The organism is Rhizobium beringeri (genome assembly GCF_004306515.1).
Taxonomy (GTDB): Bacteria; Pseudomonadota; Alphaproteobacteria; order Rhizobiales; family Rhizobiaceae; genus Rhizobium; species Rhizobium beringeri.
Map to the genome: position 1 here is coordinate 1,245,270 of NZ_SILG01000001.1, position 20,946 is coordinate 1,266,215.

Below are 20,946 nucleotides of genomic sequence, written 5' to 3' on the forward strand. Positions count from 1 at the left end.
AGGGTCTCACTCAAGGCGGGAAGAAAACACACCGCCAAACAAACAGTGAGGCAGTCAATATGAACACGAAAATTAAGCCGCAGGCGGTATCGACCTTCCGTGACCAGCAGGACCACGACATCCGTGATCTTTACATGGAATCCCTTCATCTCGTTGAACGTCTGCACCGTCGTCTTCTCGACGTCATCAAGGACGAATTCGACCGTCAGGGTCGCAGCGACGTCAACGCCATCCAGGCGCTGCTCCTTTTCAACATCGGCAATTCCGAGCTGACCGCCGGTGAGCTGCGCTCGCGTGGCTACTATCTCGGCTCCAACGTTTCTTACAACGTCAAGAAGCTGGTCGATCTCGGTTTCATCAACCACCAGCGCTCGCGCATCGACCGCCGCTCGGTCCGCATCAGCCTGACCGAAACCGGCCAGGACATCGCCGAAACGGTGGCCAAGCTCTACGAACGCCACATCGCCTCGATCGACAAGGTCGGCGGCATCGGCACCGACGAGTTCACGCAGATGAACAAGCTGCTCCAGCGTCTGGACCGTTTCTGGAACGACCAGATCCTGTACCGCCTCTAAGACCCCTGACCTCCTTCCAGGGTTGCAGAAAATCGGACGTGTTCCCTGCACGTCCGATTTGCCGTTTGATCCGCGTGGCATCTTTGCAACGCATGGCAGGCAAGCGCAAAGCCCGGTATTCAAGCCGTTTTTTAGCCGTTATTAACCGGCACGCTTTACCCCGTCATATGGTTCGTTGTGTCGTGTTTCCGGTAGCCGGCAGTCCTTCTACCCACCCGGCAACACGAATTGGCCATATTGGTGTGGCAGCGGAAGGCTTAACAACCGGCGCTTTCAATGGACCGATCAGGAATGCTCAGGCTGTCACATCGCAATCTTGTGATGGGGCAAGCGGAATTTTTTGATGCGCCGGACAACGAATGGACTGGGATCTGCGTTAAAGCGCAGTGATATCGCAAAGAGCCGCGGCATCTCTTTATCGCCGCAGTCAGTGGTTGGGACTATGTCGAAGAAAAACGGAATTGAAGCTCTCTCGCGCCGCGCTTTCCTTGCGTCCGCGGCAACGGTTGGCGCCAGCGCGATTGCCGCGCCGGCATTCGCGCAATCGGCGCTCGATACGCTGATCAATGCGCCGCGCCGCGGCAACTGGGACGACCAGTTTGACGCCAAGGCGGCTTCGCGCACGGCGACCGCCATGGTTTCCAACACGCCGATCCTCGGCCCGCAGTCGGTTGCGAGCGCGCAGCAGGCGATCATGCAGTATCAGCAGATCGCCGCAGCCGGCGGCTGGCCTGAGGTCAATCCCGGTGACCAGCGCCTGCAGCTCGGCGTCAGCTCTCCCGCCGTCCAGGCGCTGCGCCAGCGTCTTGCGATCACTGGCGATCTGCCGCGCGAGGCCGGCCTGTCCAACGCCTTCGATTCCTATGTCGACGGCGCCGTCAAGCGCTTCCAGGCGCGTCATGGCCTGCCGGCCGATGGCGTTCTCGGCGAATTCACGCTGAAGGCGATGAACATCCCCGCCGATGTCCGCCTGCAGCAGTTGAACACCAATATCGTCCGTCTGCAGACCTTCCCCGAAGACTTGGGCCGCCGTCACCTGATGGTCAATATTCCGGCCGCCTACGTGGAGGCTGTCGAAGATGGCAGTGTCGCGACACGTCACACCGCGGTTGTCGGCCGCTTGAGCCGCCCGACGCATCTCGTCAATTCGAAGATTTACGAGGTCATCCTCAATCCTTACTGGACGGCGCCGCGCTCGATCGTCGAGAAGGACATCATGCCGCTGATGCGCAAGGATCCGACCTATCTCGAAAAGAATGCCATTCGTCTGCTCGACGGCAAGGGCAACGAAGTCGCGCCCGAGACCATCGACTGGAACGGCGAGGCGCCGAACCTGATGTTCCGTCAGGACCCCGGCAAGACCAACGCCATGGCGTCGACGAAGATCAACTTCTACAACAAGAACGGCGAGTACATGCACGACACGCCGCAGCAGGGCCTGTTCAACAAGCTGATGCGCTTTGAATCGTCGGGCTGCGTCCGCGTTCAGAACGTGCGCGACTTGTCGAACTGGCTCTTGCGCGAGACCCCCGGCTGGAACCGCCAGCAGATGGAGCAGGTGATCGCAACCGGCGTCAACACGCCGGTCAAGCTCGCCACGGAAGTTCCGGTCTATTTCGTCTACATCTCTGCCTGGGGCATGCCCGACGGCATCGTCCAGTTCCGCGACGACATCTATCAGATGGACGGCAATGCCGAGCTGGCGCTCGACACCACGGCGGGCATGGAACAGCCGGTCCAGTAAGCGGCGACCTCTGCATCGCAATTTGAAAACCGCGCTTTTTCCGGCGCGGTTTTTTTATGTCGGAGAAGCGGTTCCTGCTGCATAATTCTTTAAATCGGCATCGATTTAAGGACAAAATTATGCAGCACTTCAAAGTGCTACAGCGTCCTTTGCGCGTCTGAAAGACGCGCGGCGCTGTAGTATGGTCGCCAAGGATCGGCGCGGCGCGATCGCAAAAGAGCGTGAGCGCGCGCTTTGCTCAGCAAATGTCGTTCTTCGTATTGCCCTCGCCACAGCGGAAGGCTAATACCTCAGCGCATTCCAGTTGAGGAGCCCGCCCATGACCAATGCTTCCACCGAATCCTTCTTCAATCGCTCGCTTGCGGACGTCGATCCGGATATTTTCAGCGCGATCGGAAAGGAACTCGGTCGCCAACGGCACGAGATCGAACTGATCGCTTCTGAGAACATCGTCTCCCGCGCCGTGCTGGAAGCCCAGGGCTCCATCATGACCAACAAATATGCCGAGGGTTATCCCGGCAAGCGTTATTACGGCGGCTGCCAGTTCGTCGATATCGCCGAGGAACTGGCGATCGAGCGCGCCAAGAAGCTGTTCGGCGTCAATTTCGCCAACGTCCAGCCGAATTCCGGTTCGCAGATGAACCAGGCCGTGTTCCTGGCGCTGCTGCAGCCGGGTGACACCTTCATGGGTCTCGACCTGAATTCGGGCGGCCACCTCACGCATGGTTCGCCGGTCAACATGTCCGGCAAGTGGTTCAACGTCGTCTCCTACGGCGTGCGCGAAGGCGACAACCTGCTCGACATGGATGAAGTCGAGCGCAAGGCCAAGGAAACCAAACCGAAGCTCATCATCGCCGGCGGCACTGCCTATTCCCGCATCTGGGACTGGAAGCGCTTCCGCGAGATCGCCGATTCGGTTGGCGCCTACCTCATGGTCGACATGGCCCATATTGCCGGCCTCGTTGCCGGTGGTGTTCATCCGTCGCCATTCCCGCATTGCCATGTCGCGACGACGACGACCCACAAGTCACTACGCGGGCCGCGCGGCGGCGTCATCCTCACCAATGACGAGGATCTGGCGAAGAAGTTCAATTCGGCTGTCTTCCCCGGTCTGCAGGGTGGCCCGCTGATGCACATCATCGCCGCCAAGGCTGTGGCCTTCGGCGAGGCGCTGCAGCCTGAATTCAAGGATTATGCCGCCCAGGTCGTCAAGAACGCCAAGGCGCTGGCCGAAACGCTGATATCGGGCGGCCTCGATGTCGTCTCCGGCGGCACCGACAACCACCTGATGCTGGTCGACCTTCGCAAGAAGAATGCCACCGGCAAGCGCGCCGAGGCAGCGCTTGGCCGCGCCTATGTTACCTGCAACAAGAACGGCATTCCCTTCGATCCGGAAAAGCCCTTCGTCACCTCGGGCGTGCGCCTCGGCGCACCGGCCGGCACGACCCGCGGCTTCAAGGAAGCCGAATTCCGCGAGATCGGCAATCTCATCGTCGAGGTCCTCGACGGCCTGAAGGTCGCCAATTCCGATGAAGGCAACGCTGCCGTTGAAGCCGCTGTGCGCGGCAAGGTGGTCAACCTCACCGACCGCTTCCCCATGTATGATTACTTGGGATAAGGAGTAGGGATGCGCTGCCCCTATTGCGGTTCGGAAGATACCCAGGTCAAGGATTCGCGCCCGGCGGAGGACAACACGTCCATCCGCCGCCGGCGCATCTGTCCCGATTGCGGCGGCCGCTTCACCACGTTCGAGCGTGTGCAACTGCGCGAGCTGATGGTCATCAAGAAGACCGGCCGCAAAGTGCCCTTCGACCGCGACAAGCTGGTGCGCTCTTTCGAGGTGGCGTTGCGCAAACGGCCCGTCGAGCGCGATCGCATCGAGCGCGCCGTCTCCGGTATCGTCCGCCGGCTTGAAAGCTCCGGCGAGACCGAGATCTCCTCCGAGCAGATCGGCCTGCAGGTGCTGGAAGCCATGAAGAGCCTCGATGATGTCGGCTTCGTGCGCTACGCCTCGGTCTATCGGGATTTCTCGCTTGCCGAGGATTTCGAGAAGGTCATTTCCGAAATCAACGCCAAGATCGCCCGCGACCCGCTGGACAGGTGAGCCATGAGCATCACGCCGCATGACGAACGTTTCATGGCGGCGGCGATCCGTCTGTCGCGCTGGCATCTCGGCCGCACCGCCACCAATCCTTCCGTCGGCTGTCTGATCGTCAAGGACGACGTCATCGTCGGCCGTGCGGTGACGGCGCTCAGTGGCCGCCCGCATGCCGAGACGCAGGCGCTCGCTGAAGCCGGCGCGCTCGCCCGCGGCGCCACTGCCTATGTGACGCTCGAACCCTGCTCGCATCACGGTAAGACGCCGCCCTGCGCCGAGGCGCTGATCGCCTATGGCGTTGCCCGCGTCGTCATCGGCGTCACCGATCCCGATCCGCGGGTCTCCGGCCGCGGCATCGCCATACTGCGCGAAGCTGGTATAGAGGTGGATGCCGGCGTGCTGGAGGCGGAGGGCCGGCAGTCGCTCGCCGCCTATCTCACCCGCCAGACGAAGAACCGGCCCTATGTGACTCTCAAACTTGCCGTTTCCGCCGATGGCATGATCGGCCGCGAGGGGGCAGGGCAGGTGGCGATAACAGGCCCGGAGGCCCGCGCCCAGGTGCAGGCGCTGCGCGCCGAAACCGATGCCATCCTGGTCGGCATCGGTACCGCGATTGCCGATGATCCGCTGCTGACTGTGCGTTCGCCAGGTCTTGAATCGCAATCGCCGATCCGCATCGTCCTCGATCCTTCCCTGGCATTGCCGCTGACCAGCAAGCTCGTCGGGACGGCGCGGGAGGTGCCGGTCATCGTGGTGGCGAGTGAGGAAGGATCATTGTCGCAGATAGAGGGGGATATCGCATCCACAGAGATGGACTCCCGCCGCGAAGCCCTCGAAGCCGCCGGCGTCGAGGCGGTCCATTGCAATCCCTATCATCCGGAAGTCCTGCTGTCGGCACTCGCGACGCGCGGTATTTCCTCGCTTCTGGTCGAGGGCGGTGCAAAGACGGCGCGGCTTTTCCTCGAGGCTGGCCTCGTCGATCGCATCCAGCTTTATCAGGCGCCTGTTGTGATCGGCGAGGGTGGTATTGAATCCCCGCTTGATGCAACCGACATACCATCGGGTTTTGCCCATACGGGCACGCTGATGTTCGGCGGCGATCGCCTGGACGAATACGAAAGAGGGCTTTGATGTTCACCGGAATAGTCACCGATGTCGGCACGGTCGAATCCGTTTCCCCGCTGAAGGAAGGTATCCGGCTGCGGGTCGCGACCGCCTATGATCCCTCAACCATCGATATGGGCGCCTCGATCTCTCACGCCGGCATCTGCCTGACTGTCACCGGACTTCCGACCGAGGGCAGCAACGGCCGCTGGTTCGAGGTCGAGGCCTGGGAAGAGGCGCTGCGACTGACGACGATCGGCACTTGGCAGGAGGGCAGCCGCATCAATCTCGAACGGTCGCTGAAGATCGGCGATGAACTCGGCGGCCACATCGTTTCCGGCCATGTCGACGGCAAGGCGGAAATCCTCTCGGTGACAGCAGAGGGCGACGCCACGCGCTACCGCCTGCGCGCGCCCGAACATCTGGCGAAATTCGTCGCCCCCAAGGGTTCGATTGCACTCGACGGTACTTCGTTGACGGTCAATGCCGTCGACGGCACGGATTTCGACGTCCTGCTCATCCGCCACACGCTCGAGGTCACCACCTGGGGCGACCGCAAGGCCGGCGATTTCGTCAATTTTGAAGTCGACACCATGGCGCGTTACGCCGCCCGGCTGGCCGAATTTCCCAGCGCATAACCCCGAAAATCGGAATCGATTTTCGGAAAGGATTATGCGCAGATCCAAAGTGATAGAGCGTCCTTAGCGCGTCCTGTCGGACGCGCGGCGCTCTACCGCGAAAACTGAATAATCTCGCCGTTGTACTGGGTGCGCGCCGTCTCGCGAAAGCCGAGCTTGGCTGCGACCCGCAGCGAGGCCTGGTTCTCGGGACTGATGATGCAGCTCATCGCTTTTCCCGGGAAATGCGTTTCCGCCCAGCCGATCAGGACGGTCAGCGCCTCGGTGGCATAACCGCGGCCGTGCGCCGAGGGCATCAGCGCCCAGCCGACCTCCATCGTCCCCTCGATCGAGGGTTCCATCTCGCGCCGGGCTTCCAGGAAACCCGCTTCGCCGATGAACCGGCCGCTGTCCTTTTCGACGATCGCCAGAAAGCCGAAGCCCATATGATGCCACATGCCGGCAACGCGTAGCATGCGGCTCCAGCTCTGCTCGCGCGTCGATGGCACGCCGGTGATGAAGCGCACGACATCCTCGTCCGCCCATAGTGCCGCGTGCGCGTCGAAATCGTCGAGGCGGTGAGGGCGAAGCGTCAGCCGCGCCGTTTCGAGGGTTGGAATGTCGGTCACATCGGGTCCTTGTGAAAAAAACACGTCCTCAGGCGCCGGGCTCGCCGTCCCAATAGTCGAGATCGCCTTCCGGCCGTCCGATATGACGGAAGCGCTTGGTTTCTGCATTGTCTCTGTTCGTCTTGGCCCAGTTCGTCTTGGCAAGGAACTTTCCGGAATCGGGATATTCGACGATCTCGGTCTTGGCCATCGTCGACATGCCGAGATAGACGAGTGTGGCCGTGCCGGTATTGATGATCTGGTGCGCCGTTTCAGGCCCGCCGGCCGGCGCACCGAGCACGTCGCCCGCCTTGATCGCATGGCGCGCATCACCGAAGCGGTATTCGCCGGCGCCCGCGATCACATAGAAGAGCTCGTCTTCGACATGGTGGTTGTGGAAAGGGCAGCCCGATTTGCCGGGAGGTACCTCGTTGTAGCTGACGCCGAGGCCGGCCAGGCCAAGAAGCGCACCGAAAGAGGTGTCGGTGCTTTCATAGAGCTCGCCCTGTTTCCAGTGGTCGAGCTTGAGATCGGCGGTATTGATCACCGCCTTCGATTCCGTTGCCATGACGTCCTCCTGTTTCAGCAAGAGAAGCCGTCATCCCAGGAAAATTCAATGCTTATCTCTGATATCCCCAGCATGGGCGGAGAGGAGACCGCCGCCCATGCTTTGAGCGCCGTGCGTCGAATAGGACGCGTTAAGGACGCTCTATCACTTCAACCCACGCATACCCCCCGAAGATCGTTCCGATTTTCGGGGTAACGCGCTGAAGCCGTTAACGAATGTAGAAAGTCACGCTTCCGTCGGCTGCCTGCTCGGCATTGACGACATTGCGAATATTGACACCCTCATTGTTGAGGCGGTGGGCAAGCGACCTGTTGGCGTCGATCGATGCCTGAATGCCGCGGATAGCCTCGCCGGAGCGTTGCGGTGCCGAGTGTGGACCGCTCGTCTCGTCGTCGAAGTTGCGCCAGTTGTAAACCTCCTGGACATTAAAATCATTGCCCTGGAAGTTCCTGAGCGTCTGCTCGATGCCTTGAGGGGTGTTCATCTCAAGGCTGTCGGCCCGGCTGACGCCGGCGAAGGCCATGGAGGAGAGGGCTGCAGCGATAGTGATGGTGACAACGCGGTTCATGATGGTATCCTTTCATCTGCTTTGACGGTCGACTGTCGTTGCAGGGGATCGTCTTCGTCACGACATGGAATTGGCGCTCTCCCTTCCGCGATTCAATGGGTTAAGCCACTGAAAATACGTTAAGAATTGTTCATGAAAACTGCCTTCGAATTGCCGCTTTCGAGGCATCGCGGAAAGTCGGTTTTGGAAGCTTGCCCAGCTGTGCATCTGTGGTGCTGCTATCCCCTTGCAGATATTTCCTCTTTCGCATTGCGGCATAGGGCGAAATTGCTTGCCATTCGGACGAAGGCATGTTTTGACCGCGGGCTGCCGAGTGGGAAAATGTCCCGCCAACCGAAGGTGAACCATGCCGAGAGAGACCGCTCCCCATATTTTGATCGTTGAGGCCCGCTTCTACGACGACATGGCCGACGCCCTGCTCGAAGGCGCGACCTTCGCATTGACAGAGGCCGGCGCCACCTTCGAGGTCGTCACCGTCCCCGGCGCACTGGAAATTCCGGCGGCGATTGCCATGTCGCTCGATGGAGACGACAATGGCGGAACGCATTATGACGGCTATGTCGCCCTCGGCATGGTCATTCGCGGCGAGACCTATCACTTCGATATCGTGTCGAATGAATCCTCGCGCGCCTTGATGGATCTCGCGGTCAGCGAGTCCCTTGCCATCGGCAACGGCATCCTGACCGTCGAAAACGACGAACAGGCATGGGCGCGCGCGCGCCGCTCGGATAAGGACAAGGGCGGATTTGCCGCTCGTGCAGCTCTGACCATGATCGAGCTGAAGCAGAAACTGGGTGCATAACGAATGAACGACGACAAGACGGAACGGCCGGTCAAGACTGCAAACCAGCGGGGCGCTGCCCGTCTTGCTGCCGTTCAGGCACTTTATCAGATGGATGTCGGCGGCACCGGCGTTCTGGAAATCGTCGCCGAATACGAGGCGCACCGTCTTGGCCAGGAACTCGACGGCGCGACCTATCTGAAGGCCGATGCCGCCTGGTTCCGTTCCATCGTCTCCGGCGTCGTGCGCGATCAGGTCCGCCTCGATCCGCTGATTGCCGCAGCCCTGCAGGATGATTGGGCCTTGTCGCGCCTCGACAGCACCGTGCGCGCCATCCTGCGCGCCGGCGTCTTCGAGATCACCGATCGCAAGGACGTTCCGGTGGCGGTCATCGTCACCGAATATGTCGAGATCGCCCAGGCCTTCTTCGATGACGACGAGCCGAAGCTCGTCAACGCCGTGCTCGACCGCATCGCAAAGCAGGTCCGCGGCGAAGCGAAGAAATAAGTCTTTAGCCGCCAAATAATCCCCCCGCTTCTTTCTTCGCACTGCAATGGTTTTCGCCCGTTGCGGTCTTGACGCCACGTGATCGACCACGCAATCTCCGCAACGCTTAGCTGTGGCATTTCTGTGGAGAGGAAGGCGATTCGGCGGCGTATCTGCCGGAGAAGGAGTGATCTCCGGCCTTTGGGAGGAAAGAGCGAAATGACGATTCTTTTATGCGTAATCGCATGCGGTCTGCTCTCGGTGGTTTATGCCGCCTGGGCAACCCGGTCGGTGCTTGCCGCCGATCAGGGCAATGGCCGCATGCAGGAGATCGCGGGCTATATCCGCGAAGGCGCTCAAGCCTATCTGACGCGCCAGTACAAAACCATTGCCATTGTCGGCGTTGTTGTTTTCATCCTAGCCTGGCTGCTTCTTTCCGCCGAGGCCGCGATCGGCTTCCTGATCGGCGCCGTGCTTTCCGGTGCTGCCGGTTTCATCGGCATGCACGTCTCCGTCCGCGCCAATGTGCGCACCGCCCAGGCGGCTTCCGTCAGCCTTTCCGCCGGCCTCGACATCGCCTTCAAGTCGGGTGCGATCACCGGCATGCTGGTGGCTGGCCTGGCGCTGCTCGGCGTCTCCATCTACTATACGGTATTGACCGTCGGGCTCGGCCATGAGAGCGGCTCGCGCGAAGTCATCGATGCGCTGGTGGCGCTCGGCTTCGGCGCTTCGCTGATCTCGATCTTCGCCCGTCTGGGCGGCGGCATCTTCACCAAGGGCGCTGATGTCGGTGGCGATCTCGTCGGCAAGGTGGAAGCCGGCATTCCCGAAGACGATCCGCGCAACCCGGCAACGATTGCCGATAACGTCGGCGACAATGTCGGCGACTGCGCCGGCATGGCCGCCGACCTTTTCGAGACCTATGCGGTCTCTGTCGTCGCCACCATGGTTCTTGCAGCGATCTTCTTTGCCGGCGCGCCGATCCTCGAGTCTGCGATGGTCTATCCGCTGGCTATCTGCGGCGCCTGCATCATCACTTCGATCATCGGCACCTTCTTCGTCAAGCTCGGCTCGAACGGCTCGATCATGGGCGCTCTCTACAAGGGCCTCATCGTCACCGGCCTGCTGTCGATCGTCGGCCTTGGTGCTGCCACCTCGCTGACCATTGGCTGGGGATCGATCGGCTCCGTCGGAGGCGCCGATATTTCGGGCGCGCACCTCTTCTTCTGCGGCATCGTCGGCCTCGTCGTCACTGCGCTGATCGTGGTGATCACCGAATATTATACCGGCACGGGCAAGCGTCCGGTCGTCTCGATCGCCCAGGCCTCGGTCACCGGTCACGGCACCAATGTCATCCAGGGCCTGGCCGTCTCACTGGAATCGACGGCGCTGCCGGCGATCGTCATCGTCGGCGGCATTCTCGCCACCTACCAGCTCGGCGGCCTGTTCGGCACCGGCATTGCGGTCACGGCGATGCTCGGCATCGCCGGAATGATCGTCGCGCTCGACGCGTTCGGACCGGTGACGGACAATGCCGGCGGTATCGCCGAAATGGCGCATCTGCCGCCGGAGGTGCGCAAATCCACTGATGCGCTCGATGCCGTCGGCAATACCACCAAAGCCGTCACCAAGGGTTACGCCATCGGCTCCGCCGGTCTCGGCGCCCTGGTTCTCTTCGCGGCCTACTCGTACGACCTCAAATATTTTGCGGCGAATGGCGACAAGTTCCCTTATTTCGCCGGCATCGGCGAAATATCCTTCGATCTTTCCAACCCTTACGTGGTGGCGGGATTGATCTTCGGAGGTCTCATTCCCTACCTCTTCGGTGGCATCGCCATGACCGCCGTCGGCCGTGCGGCCGGCGCGATCGTCGAGGAAGTGCGCCGTCAGTTCAAGGAAAAGCCCGGCATCATGCAGGGCACGGAAAAGCCGGATTACGGCAGGGCGGTCGACCTTCTGACCAAGGCTGCCATTCGCGAAATGATCGTGCCGTCGCTGCTGCCGGTGCTGGCGCCGATCGTCGTCTATTTCGGCGTGCTTCTCATCTCCGGTTCCAAGGCCTCCGCTTTTGCCGCCCTCGGCGCATCGCTGCTCGGCGTCATCATCAACGGTCTCTTCGTCGCTATCTCGATGACATCGGGCGGCGGCGCCTGGGACAATGCCAAGAAGAGCTTCGAAGATGGTTTCGTCGACAAGGACGGCGTGCGTCATATGAAGGGTTCGGATGCGCACAAGGCCTCCGTCACCGGCGATACCGTCGGCGATCCTTACAAGGATACCGCCGGCCCTGCCGTCAACCCGGCGATCAAGATCACCAACATCGTCGCGCTGCTGTTGCTCGCCGTTCTCGCTGGATGAACAACGCCGCCGGCTTGGCGTGGTACATTTCACGCCGAAGCAGAGACCATTACAGCGCCGCGCGTCTTTCTAGACGCGCAAAGGACGCTGTAACACTTTGAATGGCTGCATGATTTTATTCTTAAATCGATTCCGATTTAAGGAATCATGCAGTAAAAAACCCGCCGGAGCGATCCGGCGGGTTTTTCGTATGAGGCGTGTCCGATCAGCGCAGGCTGCTTGGGTTCTGCGGCGTGCCGCCGGCGCCACCGCCGAACAGGCTGCGGGCAGCACTCGCGGCGCTGCCGCCGGAAAGCATCTGTTGCAGGAAGGTGAGTTCCTTGCCGCCGGTCGGCGTGACGCGTCCGATCGTGTCGAACACCTTGCCGTCCTGCAGCGCATAGTTGGCGCGGCGGCTGACGACGCCGTCCTTGTCGAAATAGATCGCCAGAACGCTCTGATCGACGACCTTCAGTTTCTGGAAGGCGACCGCACGTGTGCGCCGCTGCGAGATGTAATAGAAGACTTCGCCGTCGAAGGTCGCTGTCGTCGACGGGGTGCCCAGCGAAAGCAGCACCTGCTCGCGGCTCGAGCCTTCCGGAACGAGGTTCAGCGACTGCTGGTCGGCGACGTAGCCGCCATTGAGCACAGTGCTGGTCTGGCAACCGGAAAGAGCGGTGGTGGAGGCGATTATGAAGGCAATGGCCGCGCTGCTGAAGAATTTCACGTCAGACTTGAAATACCGTTTATTCAACGACATCTACTCCCTTGAGTGTCGATAGCAGCCATTTGGGGCCTTGCACGCTTTCCTCCTGCAAAACCATTGTGGCCATTCCGGGTCGAATTTCCCGAATTCGCTTCGCTGACGCATCGAAGGCGTCGTCCCGAAACAGGCCATGATCGGCATTGCAATTCGCGCCTGCTTCGGTAAACCAGCTTTCGAAATCATGCAACAAGGCCAGACGCCAGCCGGCATGAAGAATGAGGCATTTCCGGAAAAAACAATGATCTTCGGGCTCTTCCGCAAGAAAAACAACAACCAGGCGATCGTCGACAGGCAATATGCGGCCCTGACGGCGGCCGCGCGCATGCCCGAAATTTATGAGCGGCTCAATGTGCCGGATACGGTCATGGGCCGTTTCGAGATGCTGTCGATTGCCATGATTCTGTTTTTTCGCCGCACACGGGCTTCCGCCACCAGCGGCCAGGAGATCGCCCAGGAGATCGTTGACGCTTTCTTCCAGGATATCGACTATTCGATCCGCGAACTCGGCATCGGCGACAACAGCGTGCCGAAGCGCATGAAGAAGCTCGCCGGCATGTTTTACGGCCGGCTTGAAGCCTATTCGAAGGCGATGGACGCAGGCGATGCCGAAGCGCTCGCTCTCGCTCTTCAGCGCAATATCTACCCTGAAATCTCGGCGCCTGCCGATATGACCGGCCTCGCCGGGTGGATGATGGCCGCAGAATCGCATCTGTCCGCCGTCCCCGAAGAGGTGATCACCACCGGTTCGGTAACGCTCCCGGCGGTTGCCTGAAGGAGGAAACGATGAAGAACGATCGGGACGATGTTCCCTTCTCCTATCAAGTCAAGGTCGGCCATATCTCGGCCAACCCCGTCGAGGTTCATGTCGAGGCTGACACCAGCGAACTGAAGGCGCTTGCCGAGACCTGGAATGTCGTCTCCGTCGACGATCTCCGCGCCGATCTGCAGATTGCCCGCTGGAAGCGCGACGGCGTGCGCATCAAGGGCCGCGTGCAGGCGAAGATCGTGCAGTCCTGCGTTGTGACGTTGGAACCGGTCGAATCCGCCATCGACGAGAGCTTCGAGCAGATATTCGTGCCGGAGGGTTCCAAGCTTGCCCGCCAGGCCGGCAATGACGCCGGCGAGATGCTGCTCGATCCCGACGGTCCTGATCTGCCTGAGACCTTTGTCGGCGATACGATCGACGCCGGCGAGGTGGTTGCCGAATTCGCCGCTCTCGCGATCGATCCCTATCCGCGCAAAGAGGGCATTGAGTTCGACGGCCATATCGAGGATAGCGGCGAGGACGACAAAAAGCCCTCGGCTTTCGCAGCCCTCAAGGACTGGAAAAAGGACTGAAGCTCCTCTGGCATTTGACACAATTCAGTTGTAAGCGACGCCAAAACCGGTATTTTGGCCGAAATTTCGCCCTCGGCGAAAAGAAGGATCAGGGACGCGTGATCAGAATATCTCTCGACCTCATGGGTGGCGACTTTGGTCCCCAAGTTGTCATCCCCGGCGCCGCCAAGGCGCTGGATCGGCATCCGGATATTTCCTTCGTTCTCTATGGTCTCAAGGAACAGTGCGATCCGGTTCTCGCCAAGTTTCCGAAACTCAAGGAAAAATCGCTCTTTCACGATTGCGAGCTCGCCGTCGCGATGGATGAGAAGCCGAGCCAGGCGCTGCGCCGTGGCCGCTATATCTCCACCATGTGGCGTTCGATCGAGGCGGTGAAGACGGGTGACGCCGACGTCGCCGTCTCGGCCGGCAATACCGGCGCACTGATGGCGATGGCGAAATTCTGTCTGCGCACCATGGCCAATATCGAGCGTCCGGCGATTGCCGCGATCTGGCCGACGCTGAAGGGTGAGAGCATCGTGCTCGATGTTGGCGCGACGATCGGCGCCGACGCGCAGCAGTTGATGGATTTTGCACTGATGGGTGGCGCCATGGCGCGTGCGCTTTTCGAGGTCGAACGTCCGACGGTCGGCCTTCTCAACGTCGGCGTCGAGGAGATGAAGGGCCAGGAGGAGGTCAAGGAGGCCGGCCGGCTGTTGCGCGAGGCGAACATCGATTCGCTCGAATATTCCGGCTTCGTCGAGGGCAACGACCTTGGCAAGGGCACGGTCGACGTCGTCGTCACCGAAGGATTTTCCGGCAATATCGCCCTGAAGACCGCCGAAGGCACCGCCAAGCAGATCGGCGAATATCTGCGTGCCGCCATGTCGCGCACGCTGCTGGCCCGTATCGGCTACCTGTTCGCCAAAAGCGCCTTCGACATGCTTCGCGAGAAGCTCGATCCGAGCAAGGTCAATGGCGGCGTGTTTCTCGGCTTGAACGGCATCGTCATCAAGAGCCATGGCGGGGCGAATGCCGAAGGCATCGCCGCGGCCATTGAAGTCGGCTACGACATGGCCAAGAACGGCCTCAATCAGAAAATAGAAAACGATCTTAAGAAATATCATGCCAAGCGGCTGCCCCCGATGGGCCCGGAAGCGGCATGAGCGATGGGGTTCAATCAAAGATGATCCGTTCAGTGGTTCGCGGGTTCGGAGCCGCGCTTCCGAAGCGCGTGATGACCAATCGTGACATGGAGGCCATCGTCGACACATCAGACGAATGGATCGTCCAGCGCACCGGCATCCGCCAGCGTTATGTCGCCGGCGATGACGAAACGACGGCGTCGCTCGGCGAGGCCGCCGCGCGCGCAGCTCTTGCCAATGGCGGCCTGACGCCTGCCGATATCGATCTTGTCATCTGCGCCACCTCGACGCCGGACAACACGTTTCCGGCAACGTCGGTCAACATCCAGCACCGCCTCGGCATGAGCCATGGCTTCGCCTTCGACGTCCAGGCCGTCTGCACCGGTTTCGTCTATGCGGTCACCACAGCGGATGCCTATATCCGCGGTGGGCTTGCCAAGCGCGTTCTCGTCATCGGCGCGGAAACTTTTTCGCGCATTCTCGACTGGAACGACCGCACCACCTGCGTGCTTTTCGGCGACGGCGCCGGCGCGATCATACTCGAAGCGACCGAAGGCGAGGGCACCGTTGCTGATCGCGGCGTGCTGACCGCACATCTGCGTTCCGACGGCTCGCACAAGGAAAAGCTCTATGTCGATGGCGGACCGTCGACGACGGGCACTGTCGGCAAGCTGCGCATGGAAGGTCGCGAGGTCTTCAAATACGCCGTCGGCATGATCACCGACGTCATCCAGGCGGCGTTCGATTCGACCGGCACCACCGCCGATGACCTCGACTGGCTGGTGCCGCATCAGGCCAATCGCCGCATCATCGACGGTTCGGCGAAGAAGCTGAACATCGACGCCGCGAAGGTGGTCATCACTGTCGACCTGCATGGCAATACGTCGGCCGCCTCGATCCCGTTGGCACTTGCGACCGCTGCCGGCGACGGCCGCATCAAGAAGGGCGACCTGGTGATGCTCGAAGCGATGGGCGGCGGCTTTACCTGGGGTGCGGTTCTGCTGCGCTGGTAGGCACGAATCCTAAAAAACTGGCGGCGAACAAGAGCTTGACCGTAAGGCGCAAGACAAATACTCTTCGTGCGATTTCACAAAATATTTTGTATGGGCGGGGAAACCATGACCGGAAAAACAGTGACGCGAGCAGACCTGGCGGAATCCGTTTTCCGAAAGGTTGGGCTGTCCCGGACCGAATCTGCCGAACTGGTCGAAACCGTCATCGACGAGATCTGCAACGCCATCGTGCGTGGTGAAACCGTCAAGCTTTCCTCCTTTGCCACCTTCCAGGTGCGCGACAAGAACGAGCGAATCGGCCGCAATCCGAAGACCGGTGAGGAGGTTCCGATTTCCCCCCGCCGAGTCATGACCTTCAAGGCGTCGAACGTGCTGAAGACGCGCATCCTCAAGGCGCATGTTGCTCGCAAGATCAAGCTGAAGCCGCTGAATCCGGCTCCCTGATATCGGCATCCCGTTTCGGAACGGCGTTTTTTTCTCTCTCGCACTGTCCAACCCTGTGCGCAACGTCGAGACATGACTTGAATTGTCGGCGCCAAACCGTTGAAATATGATGAGTCGCCGTTGGATCGAGCCGCGAGGTCGCGTAGCAGTATGACGTTGGACAAGAGCCCCGATGCCTTTCGCACCATCAGCGAAGTCGCAGACGATCTTGATCTGCCGCAGCATGTGCTGCGCTTCTGGGAGACGCGTTTTCCCCAGATAAAGCCGATGAAGCGCGGCGGTGGCCGTCGCTACTATCGGCCGGAAGATGTGGATCTCCTCAAGGGCATCCGGCATTTGCTCTATGATCACGGCTATACGATCAAGGGTGTGCAGAAGCTTCTGAAGACCAACGGCAACAAGTTCGTCATATCAGTCGGCCATGGCGACCTCGCCAGCGTCGAGGCGCTTGCGTCGGGCGTGCAGGACACGGGTGCCGGCGAACCGCGCGTCGGCATGGCCGACGAAGACCAGATTGTCGGCCGCGCTAAGCCGCCGATCACCCGCCGGTTCTTCAATTTTGTCGCTGGAGACGACGAGCAGGAAGTCTCGATCGGCAAGTCGAGCGTCGGCAAGGAAGACAGGGCCCTGCTGCAGGAGGCGCTCTACGACCTCCTGGAATGCAAGCGCCTGCTCGATCAGGTGCGCTAAAATCGGAATCGATTTTCGGAAAGCGCGATGCGAGGATTGAAAGTGTTACAGCGTCCTTTGCGCATCTGAAAAGACGCGCGGCGCTGCTGTAACAGGGAAGTTCAGGCTTCGGTAAGCTGTTTCATCGCCTGTTCGAGTTCGCTGAGCTGGAAGGGTTTTTGCAGCACGGGCAACGTGCTTGGGCTGCTGCCATCAGGTGCGGTGCCATATCCCGTCGCATAGAGATAGGGTTTACCGCGTTCGTCGAGCAGCTTTGCGACCGGCAGCGAACTCTGCCCGGCAAGCGAGACGTCGAGGATTGCAGCGTCGAACTCAGTATCCCTGGCGGTTGCCAACGCCCGCTCCAGATCGGGGGCGCTGGCGCAGACCCGGTAACCCAGATCGGCAAGCATGTCCTCGAGCAGCATGGCAATCAGCGCGTCGTCTTCGACGATGAATATGTCTTTCATGATCCAGTCCACCCATTTCCCCTTGCCGGGCATGGAGATTTATGTGGACTGCTTGCACGGCTCGTCAAGACGTTGTGCCCGGCACTGCAAGAAACAGCATATTGCCCGGTGAAATTTGATGTGCAAAAGCTGGGGTGCCGTCTCCGCAACGGCTACTGCATAATTCCTTAGATCGGAATCGATCTATGGATAAAATTATGCAGCAATCCAAAGTGTTACAGCGTCCATTGCGCGTCTGAAAAAACGGGTGGCGCTGTAAGAAGGGGTGTCGAATGGATTTGCTGAGTGCCACGGATTGGCTGCGTCACAGGCCGGGTTTTACCTATCCGCTGGCCGTTGCCTTCGTTGGCCTGACCTTTCTTCTGAGGCTTGCCGCCAGCGACACTCTATCCGGCTTTCCCTTCCTGAGCTTCCTTCCGGCGATATTGCTGGCGAGTTTCATAGGCGGGGCCGGGCCAGGCCTCGTCGCGGCCATTCTTGCCGCTTTCATCGTTCAGCAGTTTTTCGTCGAGCCGCACAACATCTTCTGGCCGGTCAGCGCCGGCCAATGGGTCGGCCTTTCCACTTATCTCATCAATGCCGCAATCATTGTCGGCCTGATGGAGATGATCATTATCGCACATGAGCGGCAGAGCCGCCTTCGCAGTGAGCTCAATAGCTTCAACACGCGCCTCGAAGAGACAGTCGTCCAGCGCACTGCCGAGCTCAGGCACGAGATGGAAGAGAATGCCGCCGCTCAGGCGCAGGTCCGCCAGTTGCAGAAAATGGAGACGATCGGCCAACTGACCGGCGGCGTCGCTCATGACTTCAACAACATGTTGGCGATCATCATCGGCAACCTCGACCTCGCCCAGCGGCGCCTGAGCGGCAGCGAGGATCCCCGCCTGCTATACTCCATCCAAAATGCCAAAGACGGCGCGCAAAGGGCGGCGGTACTGACCGCGCGTCTTCTCGCTTTCTCGCGCCAGCAGCCGCTCGCCCCGGAGGTGATCGATCTTAACAAGCTGGTCGGCGGCATGTCTGAGCTATTGCGGCGCACGCTCGGTGAGCAGATCCGGATCGAGACCGTGCTTGCCGGCGGTCTCTGGCCGAGCTTTGCCGATTTGAGCCAGCTCGAGAATGCCATCCTGAACCTTGCCGTCAATGCTCGCGACGCTATGCCGGGCGGTGGAAATCTGACGGTCGAGACCGCCAATACCGAACTCGACGAGCGATATTCGCGCATGCATTCGGAGGTCGAGGCAGGCCAATATGTGATGGTCAGCATCACTGACACTGGCACCGGCATGTCGCCGGACGTGATCGATCGAGCCTTCGACCCCTTCTATACGACCAAGGGACCGGGCAAAGGCACCGGCCTCGGCCTTAGCCAGGTTTACGGCTACATCAAGCAGAGCGGCGGCCACATCAAGATCTATTCAGAGATCGACAGGGGCACGACGGTGAAGATCTATCTTCCACGTCATGTCGGCGTGACGGACGCCCGGCTGGGCGCCGCCGGCGCCCAGCCGATTCCTCAGGGCAGCGTCAATGATACGATCCTGGTGGTGGAGGACGACGAGCACGTCCGCACCATGACCGCCGAAAGCCTGCATGAACTCGGTTACACCGTATTGCAGGCGGCAAGCGGCATAGAGGCGCTTCTGTTGCTCGAAGAAAATCCGGCAGTCGACTTGATCTTCACCGATATCGTCATGCCCCAGATGAGCGGACGCCAGCTTGCCGACGTCGTCCAGCAAAAATGGCCGACGATCCGGATCCTTTACACCACCGGTTACACCCGCAATGCCATCGTCCACAATGGTGTGCTCGATCACGGCGTTTCCCTGCTCGCCAAGCCCTTCAGCCTGGAGCAGCTCGCTCATAAGATCCGCGAACTTCTGAATGTACCGGCGAGGGCGGGAGACGAGCGGACGTGAAGCCGGAATACGGCCGCACGTCCACAAATCCCGATCGCGTTATTCCAGGACCTGGATGATGCGATGGCTCTTCGGCTCGACGATCACGCGCCGCTCATTGACGACGGTATAGCCGTAGCCGTCCATGTCAGGCACGGTGTGCACTTCGACGGTATCGGGCAGCGTCGTGCCGACCACGATATCGCCGTCATAGATGACGGACGGCGTGTTTTGCTCCATCACATAGGTGCGCACCTCGCCGGGCAATACGACGGAGCCGGTCGGTGCGGGATCTGTGACGATGACGGTGCTCTGCGCGAAGGCGGCGGAGCTGATGGTCAGTATGGCGGCCGCAGCCAGCATGGTCTTGCGCATGGGATGTTCTCCTTTTCCTACCCCAGACATCAAGGCAACGCTGGCCATGCGGCATAGTTCCCCACGGGCTTTTCGCCCCAGCGGAAGGCAGGCGCAATCAGAGCAGTTAAGTTGTTACTAAATTAATTTCCCCATCATACGGTTGAGTTGTCCGAATAACGTTCAGTACGAGTTGGTCCGGCGACATCAGCGGCCGGTTCTTTACTCTTCGTTAACCATGTTGGCGATTTATGTCGGATGAACGGCCGGGTGGTCGTTGATTCGAAGGTCCGTCGCGTTTCGGTTTGCGAATGGATATCTGAAAAGGCGATTGCGGCGGCTCGAGACATGCGCTTGCGGAAGACGATATCGCTGGTGGCCGTGGCTGGCATGATGGCCGGCTGCACATCGACGGGCGGTGTGCGCCAGCCTTCCGGGCCGGAAACTGTGGCGCCGGAAAAAGCGCTGGTCCTGCCGCCGCCGGGCGGTCCGTCGATCGTCAGTGTTGTCGAGCGCAAGCGTGGAAACGGCGTCGAGCAGACGATCTCTCTGTTTACGTCATCCTCCGTGCCCGGTCAGAATTTCCTGAAGGTCCAGTTCTTCGGCGCTTCCGGGGCTAATCCCGGCACCGGCAACGCGGGCTTCAGCATGATCAACGAGAGTGGCATTGCTCGCGAGGTGGCCCGTTCGGCCCCTAGCGTGCCGATGGCAACGTCGGCGACCTTCCTGCAGAACGCCTATGGCCCCTTCGGTTATGCCTCCGGCCGCAGCCGTGTCGGCGACACCTGCGTCTATGCCTGGCAGCAGATCCGCTCGAGCACTGCTGCCAATACCCAGGCGCGCAATTTCGGCATGATCCAGCTGCGCCTGCGTCTTTGCGATGCGAGGGCGAGCGAGCGCCAACTGCTCGGCATCGTCTATGGCTACACCATATCAGGCACCTTCGACGGCGCGGTCTGGAACCCTTACGGCAATCCGCCGCCTGCCGATGGCGCGCTCGGGCGCACCGGCGAGCCGATCTATCCCGACGAGGGCGGCTATCGCGCCAGCCCGATGCCGATCGGCTACGAGCCGGCGCCGGCCATAGTCAGCCGGCCTCGGGCAGCTGCCGTTCGCAGCGCCTCGACCCCGCAACCGGCTCAAGGTGTCGCACTGGTGCCCGCGCCCATCGGCCCGCGCGTGCCGCTGCCAGGTGAGACGCTGCAGACGAGCGCAAAGCCGGATGCGGCCGCCGCGCCAATCGAACAATCGGTAAGGGCGATCGGCGTCACCGTGCCTTCGCCGGACTGCATAGGCGACGCGGCCATGACGGCCGCCTGCCGGAGATAATGAGCATGCCCGCGGGCGCCAGTTGGTGCCTCGGTTGAGCAATTTCGAAGGAACG

At 60.7% G+C, this 20,946-nt stretch carries 23 protein-coding genes; 17 read left to right on the plus strand and 6 right to left on the minus strand.

All coding sequences use genetic code 11. From position 1 onward, the window contains the following. Nucleotides 1-59: 59 nt before the first annotated feature. From ldtR to ELH03_RS06450, 6 genes are all read left to right on the plus strand, one after another. On the plus strand, nt 60-575 hold the full coding sequence (ldtR, locus tag ELH03_RS06425) for a transcriptional regulator LdtR (RefSeq protein WP_003547156.1): 516 nt from the start codon (nt 60-62) through the stop codon (nt 573-575). Between the two features lie 442 nt (nt 576-1,017). After that, nucleotides 1,018-2,319, plus strand: a complete 1,302-nt coding sequence (locus ELH03_RS06430) for a L,D-transpeptidase family protein (protein ID WP_128401298.1) — start codon at nt 1,018-1,020, stop codon at nt 2,317-2,319. Between the two features lie 319 nt (nt 2,320-2,638). Further along, nucleotides 2,639-3,937, plus strand: coding sequence for a serine hydroxymethyltransferase (gene glyA, locus ELH03_RS06435; protein ID WP_128401299.1), 1,299 nt, complete (start codon nt 2,639-2,641; stop codon nt 3,935-3,937). Between the two features lie 9 nt (nt 3,938-3,946). Further along, nucleotides 3,947-4,423, plus strand: coding sequence for a transcriptional regulator NrdR (nrdR, locus tag ELH03_RS06440; protein WP_003547190.1), 477 nt, complete (start codon nt 3,947-3,949; stop codon nt 4,421-4,423). 3 nt (nt 4,424-4,426) lie between these two features. Beyond that, nucleotides 4,427-5,548, plus strand: a complete 1,122-nt coding sequence (gene ribD, locus ELH03_RS06445) for a bifunctional diaminohydroxyphosphoribosylaminopyrimidine deaminase/5-amino-6-(5-phosphoribosylamino)uracil reductase RibD (protein ID WP_130766184.1) — start codon at nt 4,427-4,429, stop codon at nt 5,546-5,548. Then, on the plus strand, nt 5,548-6,159 hold the full coding sequence (locus tag ELH03_RS06450) for a riboflavin synthase (protein ID WP_130766185.1): 612 nt from the start codon (nt 5,548-5,550) through the stop codon (nt 6,157-6,159). The genes ribD and ELH03_RS06450 overlap by 1 nt, the downstream gene beginning before the upstream one ends. Nucleotides 6,160-6,251: 92 nt before the next feature. Here the strand turns inward: ELH03_RS06450 and ELH03_RS06455 are convergent, their stop codons facing one another. The 3 genes from ELH03_RS06455 to ELH03_RS06465 all read right to left on the minus strand — a co-directional run bounded on the left by ELH03_RS06455 (nt 6,252) and on the right by ELH03_RS06465 (nt 7,882). Then, entirely contained in the window at nt 6,252-6,767 is a 516-nt protein-coding gene (locus ELH03_RS06455) for a GNAT family N-acetyltransferase (protein ID WP_128411504.1), read from the minus strand. Nucleotides 6,768-6,795: 28 nt separating this feature from the next. Beyond that, entirely contained in the window at nt 6,796-7,314 is a 519-nt protein-coding gene (locus ELH03_RS06460; protein WP_128401303.1) for a cupin domain-containing protein, read from the minus strand. 208 nt (nt 7,315-7,522) lie between these two features. Then, entirely contained in the window at nt 7,523-7,882 is a 360-nt protein-coding gene (locus ELH03_RS06465) for a hypothetical protein (RefSeq protein ID WP_128401304.1), read from the minus strand. Nucleotides 7,883-8,228: 346 nt separating this feature from the next. On the opposite strand from ELH03_RS06465, the gene ribH reads away from it, so the two are divergent. From ribH to ELH03_RS06480, 3 genes are all read left to right on the plus strand, one after another. After that, nucleotides 8,229-8,684 carry a 6,7-dimethyl-8-ribityllumazine synthase gene (gene ribH / locus ELH03_RS06470; protein WP_003558337.1) on the plus strand — a complete coding sequence of 152 codons (456 nt, stop codon included), beginning with the start codon at nt 8,229-8,231 and terminating at the stop codon, nt 8,682-8,684. Between the two features lie 3 nt (nt 8,685-8,687). Further along, complete coding sequence (gene nusB / locus ELH03_RS06475) at nt 8,688-9,170, plus strand: transcription antitermination factor NusB (RefSeq protein ID WP_018241520.1); 483 nt, start codon at nt 8,688-8,690, stop codon at nt 9,168-9,170. Between the two features lie 198 nt (nt 9,171-9,368). Then, nucleotides 9,369-11,507: a sodium-translocating pyrophosphatase gene (locus ELH03_RS06480; RefSeq protein WP_130766186.1), complete on the plus strand. Its 2,139-nt coding sequence runs from the start codon at nt 9,369-9,371 to the stop codon at nt 11,505-11,507. A gap of 205 nt (nt 11,508-11,712) precedes the next feature. On the opposite strand, the gene ELH03_RS06490 is transcribed toward ELH03_RS06480, so the two are convergent. After that, nucleotides 11,713-12,246: an outer membrane protein assembly factor BamE gene (locus tag ELH03_RS06490; protein WP_003547220.1), complete on the minus strand. Its 534-nt coding sequence runs from the start codon at nt 12,244-12,246 to the stop codon at nt 11,713-11,715. Nucleotides 12,247-12,382: 136 nt separating this feature from the next. Here ELH03_RS06490 and ELH03_RS06495 point away from each other — a divergent pair, with 136 nt between their 5' ends. The 6 genes from ELH03_RS06495 (at nt 12,383) to ELH03_RS06520 (ending at nt 16,861) form a co-directional block, all read left to right on the plus strand. After that, a complete protein-coding gene (locus ELH03_RS06495; protein WP_128401307.1) occupies nt 12,383-13,024 on the plus strand; it encodes a ubiquinol-cytochrome C chaperone family protein in 642 nt (213 codons plus the stop codon). An 11-nt stretch (nt 13,025-13,035) separates the two neighbouring features. Further along, nucleotides 13,036-13,590, plus strand: coding sequence for a YceD family protein (locus ELH03_RS06500; RefSeq protein ID WP_128401308.1), 555 nt, complete (start codon nt 13,036-13,038; stop codon nt 13,588-13,590). 98 nt (nt 13,591-13,688) lie between these two features. Then, nucleotides 13,689-14,735, plus strand: a complete 1,047-nt coding sequence (gene plsX, locus ELH03_RS06505; protein ID WP_020397442.1) for a phosphate acyltransferase PlsX — start codon at nt 13,689-13,691, stop codon at nt 14,733-14,735. A 20-nt stretch (nt 14,736-14,755) separates the two neighbouring features. Further along, the gene (locus ELH03_RS06510) at nt 14,756-15,727 is read left to right on the plus strand and encodes a beta-ketoacyl-ACP synthase III (RefSeq protein ID WP_128401309.1); all 972 of its coding nucleotides are present in this window, start codon (nt 14,756-14,758) and stop codon (nt 15,725-15,727) included. 105 nt (nt 15,728-15,832) lie between these two features. Next, nucleotides 15,833-16,171, plus strand: coding sequence for an integration host factor subunit alpha (locus ELH03_RS06515; protein WP_018241528.1), 339 nt, complete (start codon nt 15,833-15,835; stop codon nt 16,169-16,171). Between the two features lie 150 nt (nt 16,172-16,321). Next, the gene (locus ELH03_RS06520; protein WP_003558354.1) at nt 16,322-16,861 is read left to right on the plus strand and encodes a MerR family transcriptional regulator; all 540 of its coding nucleotides are present in this window, start codon (nt 16,322-16,324) and stop codon (nt 16,859-16,861) included. A gap of 101 nt (nt 16,862-16,962) precedes the next feature. On the opposite strand, the gene ELH03_RS06525 is transcribed toward ELH03_RS06520, so the two are convergent. Further along, entirely contained in the window at nt 16,963-17,310 is a 348-nt protein-coding gene (locus ELH03_RS06525) for a response regulator (protein WP_128401310.1), read from the minus strand. 272 nt (nt 17,311-17,582) lie between these two features. Here ELH03_RS06525 and ELH03_RS06530 point away from each other — a divergent pair, with 272 nt between their 5' ends. Further along, entirely contained in the window at nt 17,583-19,229 is a 1,647-nt protein-coding gene (locus tag ELH03_RS06530; RefSeq protein ID WP_128401311.1) for an ATP-binding protein, read from the plus strand. Nucleotides 19,230-19,268: 39 nt separating this feature from the next. Here the strand turns inward: ELH03_RS06530 and ELH03_RS06535 are convergent, their stop codons facing one another. Next, on the minus strand, nt 19,269-19,583 hold the full coding sequence (locus ELH03_RS06535; RefSeq protein WP_128401312.1) for a DUF1236 domain-containing protein: 315 nt from the start codon (nt 19,581-19,583) through the stop codon (nt 19,269-19,271). A 327-nt stretch (nt 19,584-19,910) separates the two neighbouring features. On the opposite strand from ELH03_RS06535, the gene bcsN reads away from it, so the two are divergent. Further along, nucleotides 19,911-20,891, plus strand: coding sequence for a cellulose biosynthesis protein BcsN (bcsN, locus tag ELH03_RS06540; protein ID WP_128401313.1), 981 nt, complete (start codon nt 19,911-19,913; stop codon nt 20,889-20,891). The last annotated feature ends 55 nt before the right edge of the window (nt 20,892-20,946 follow it).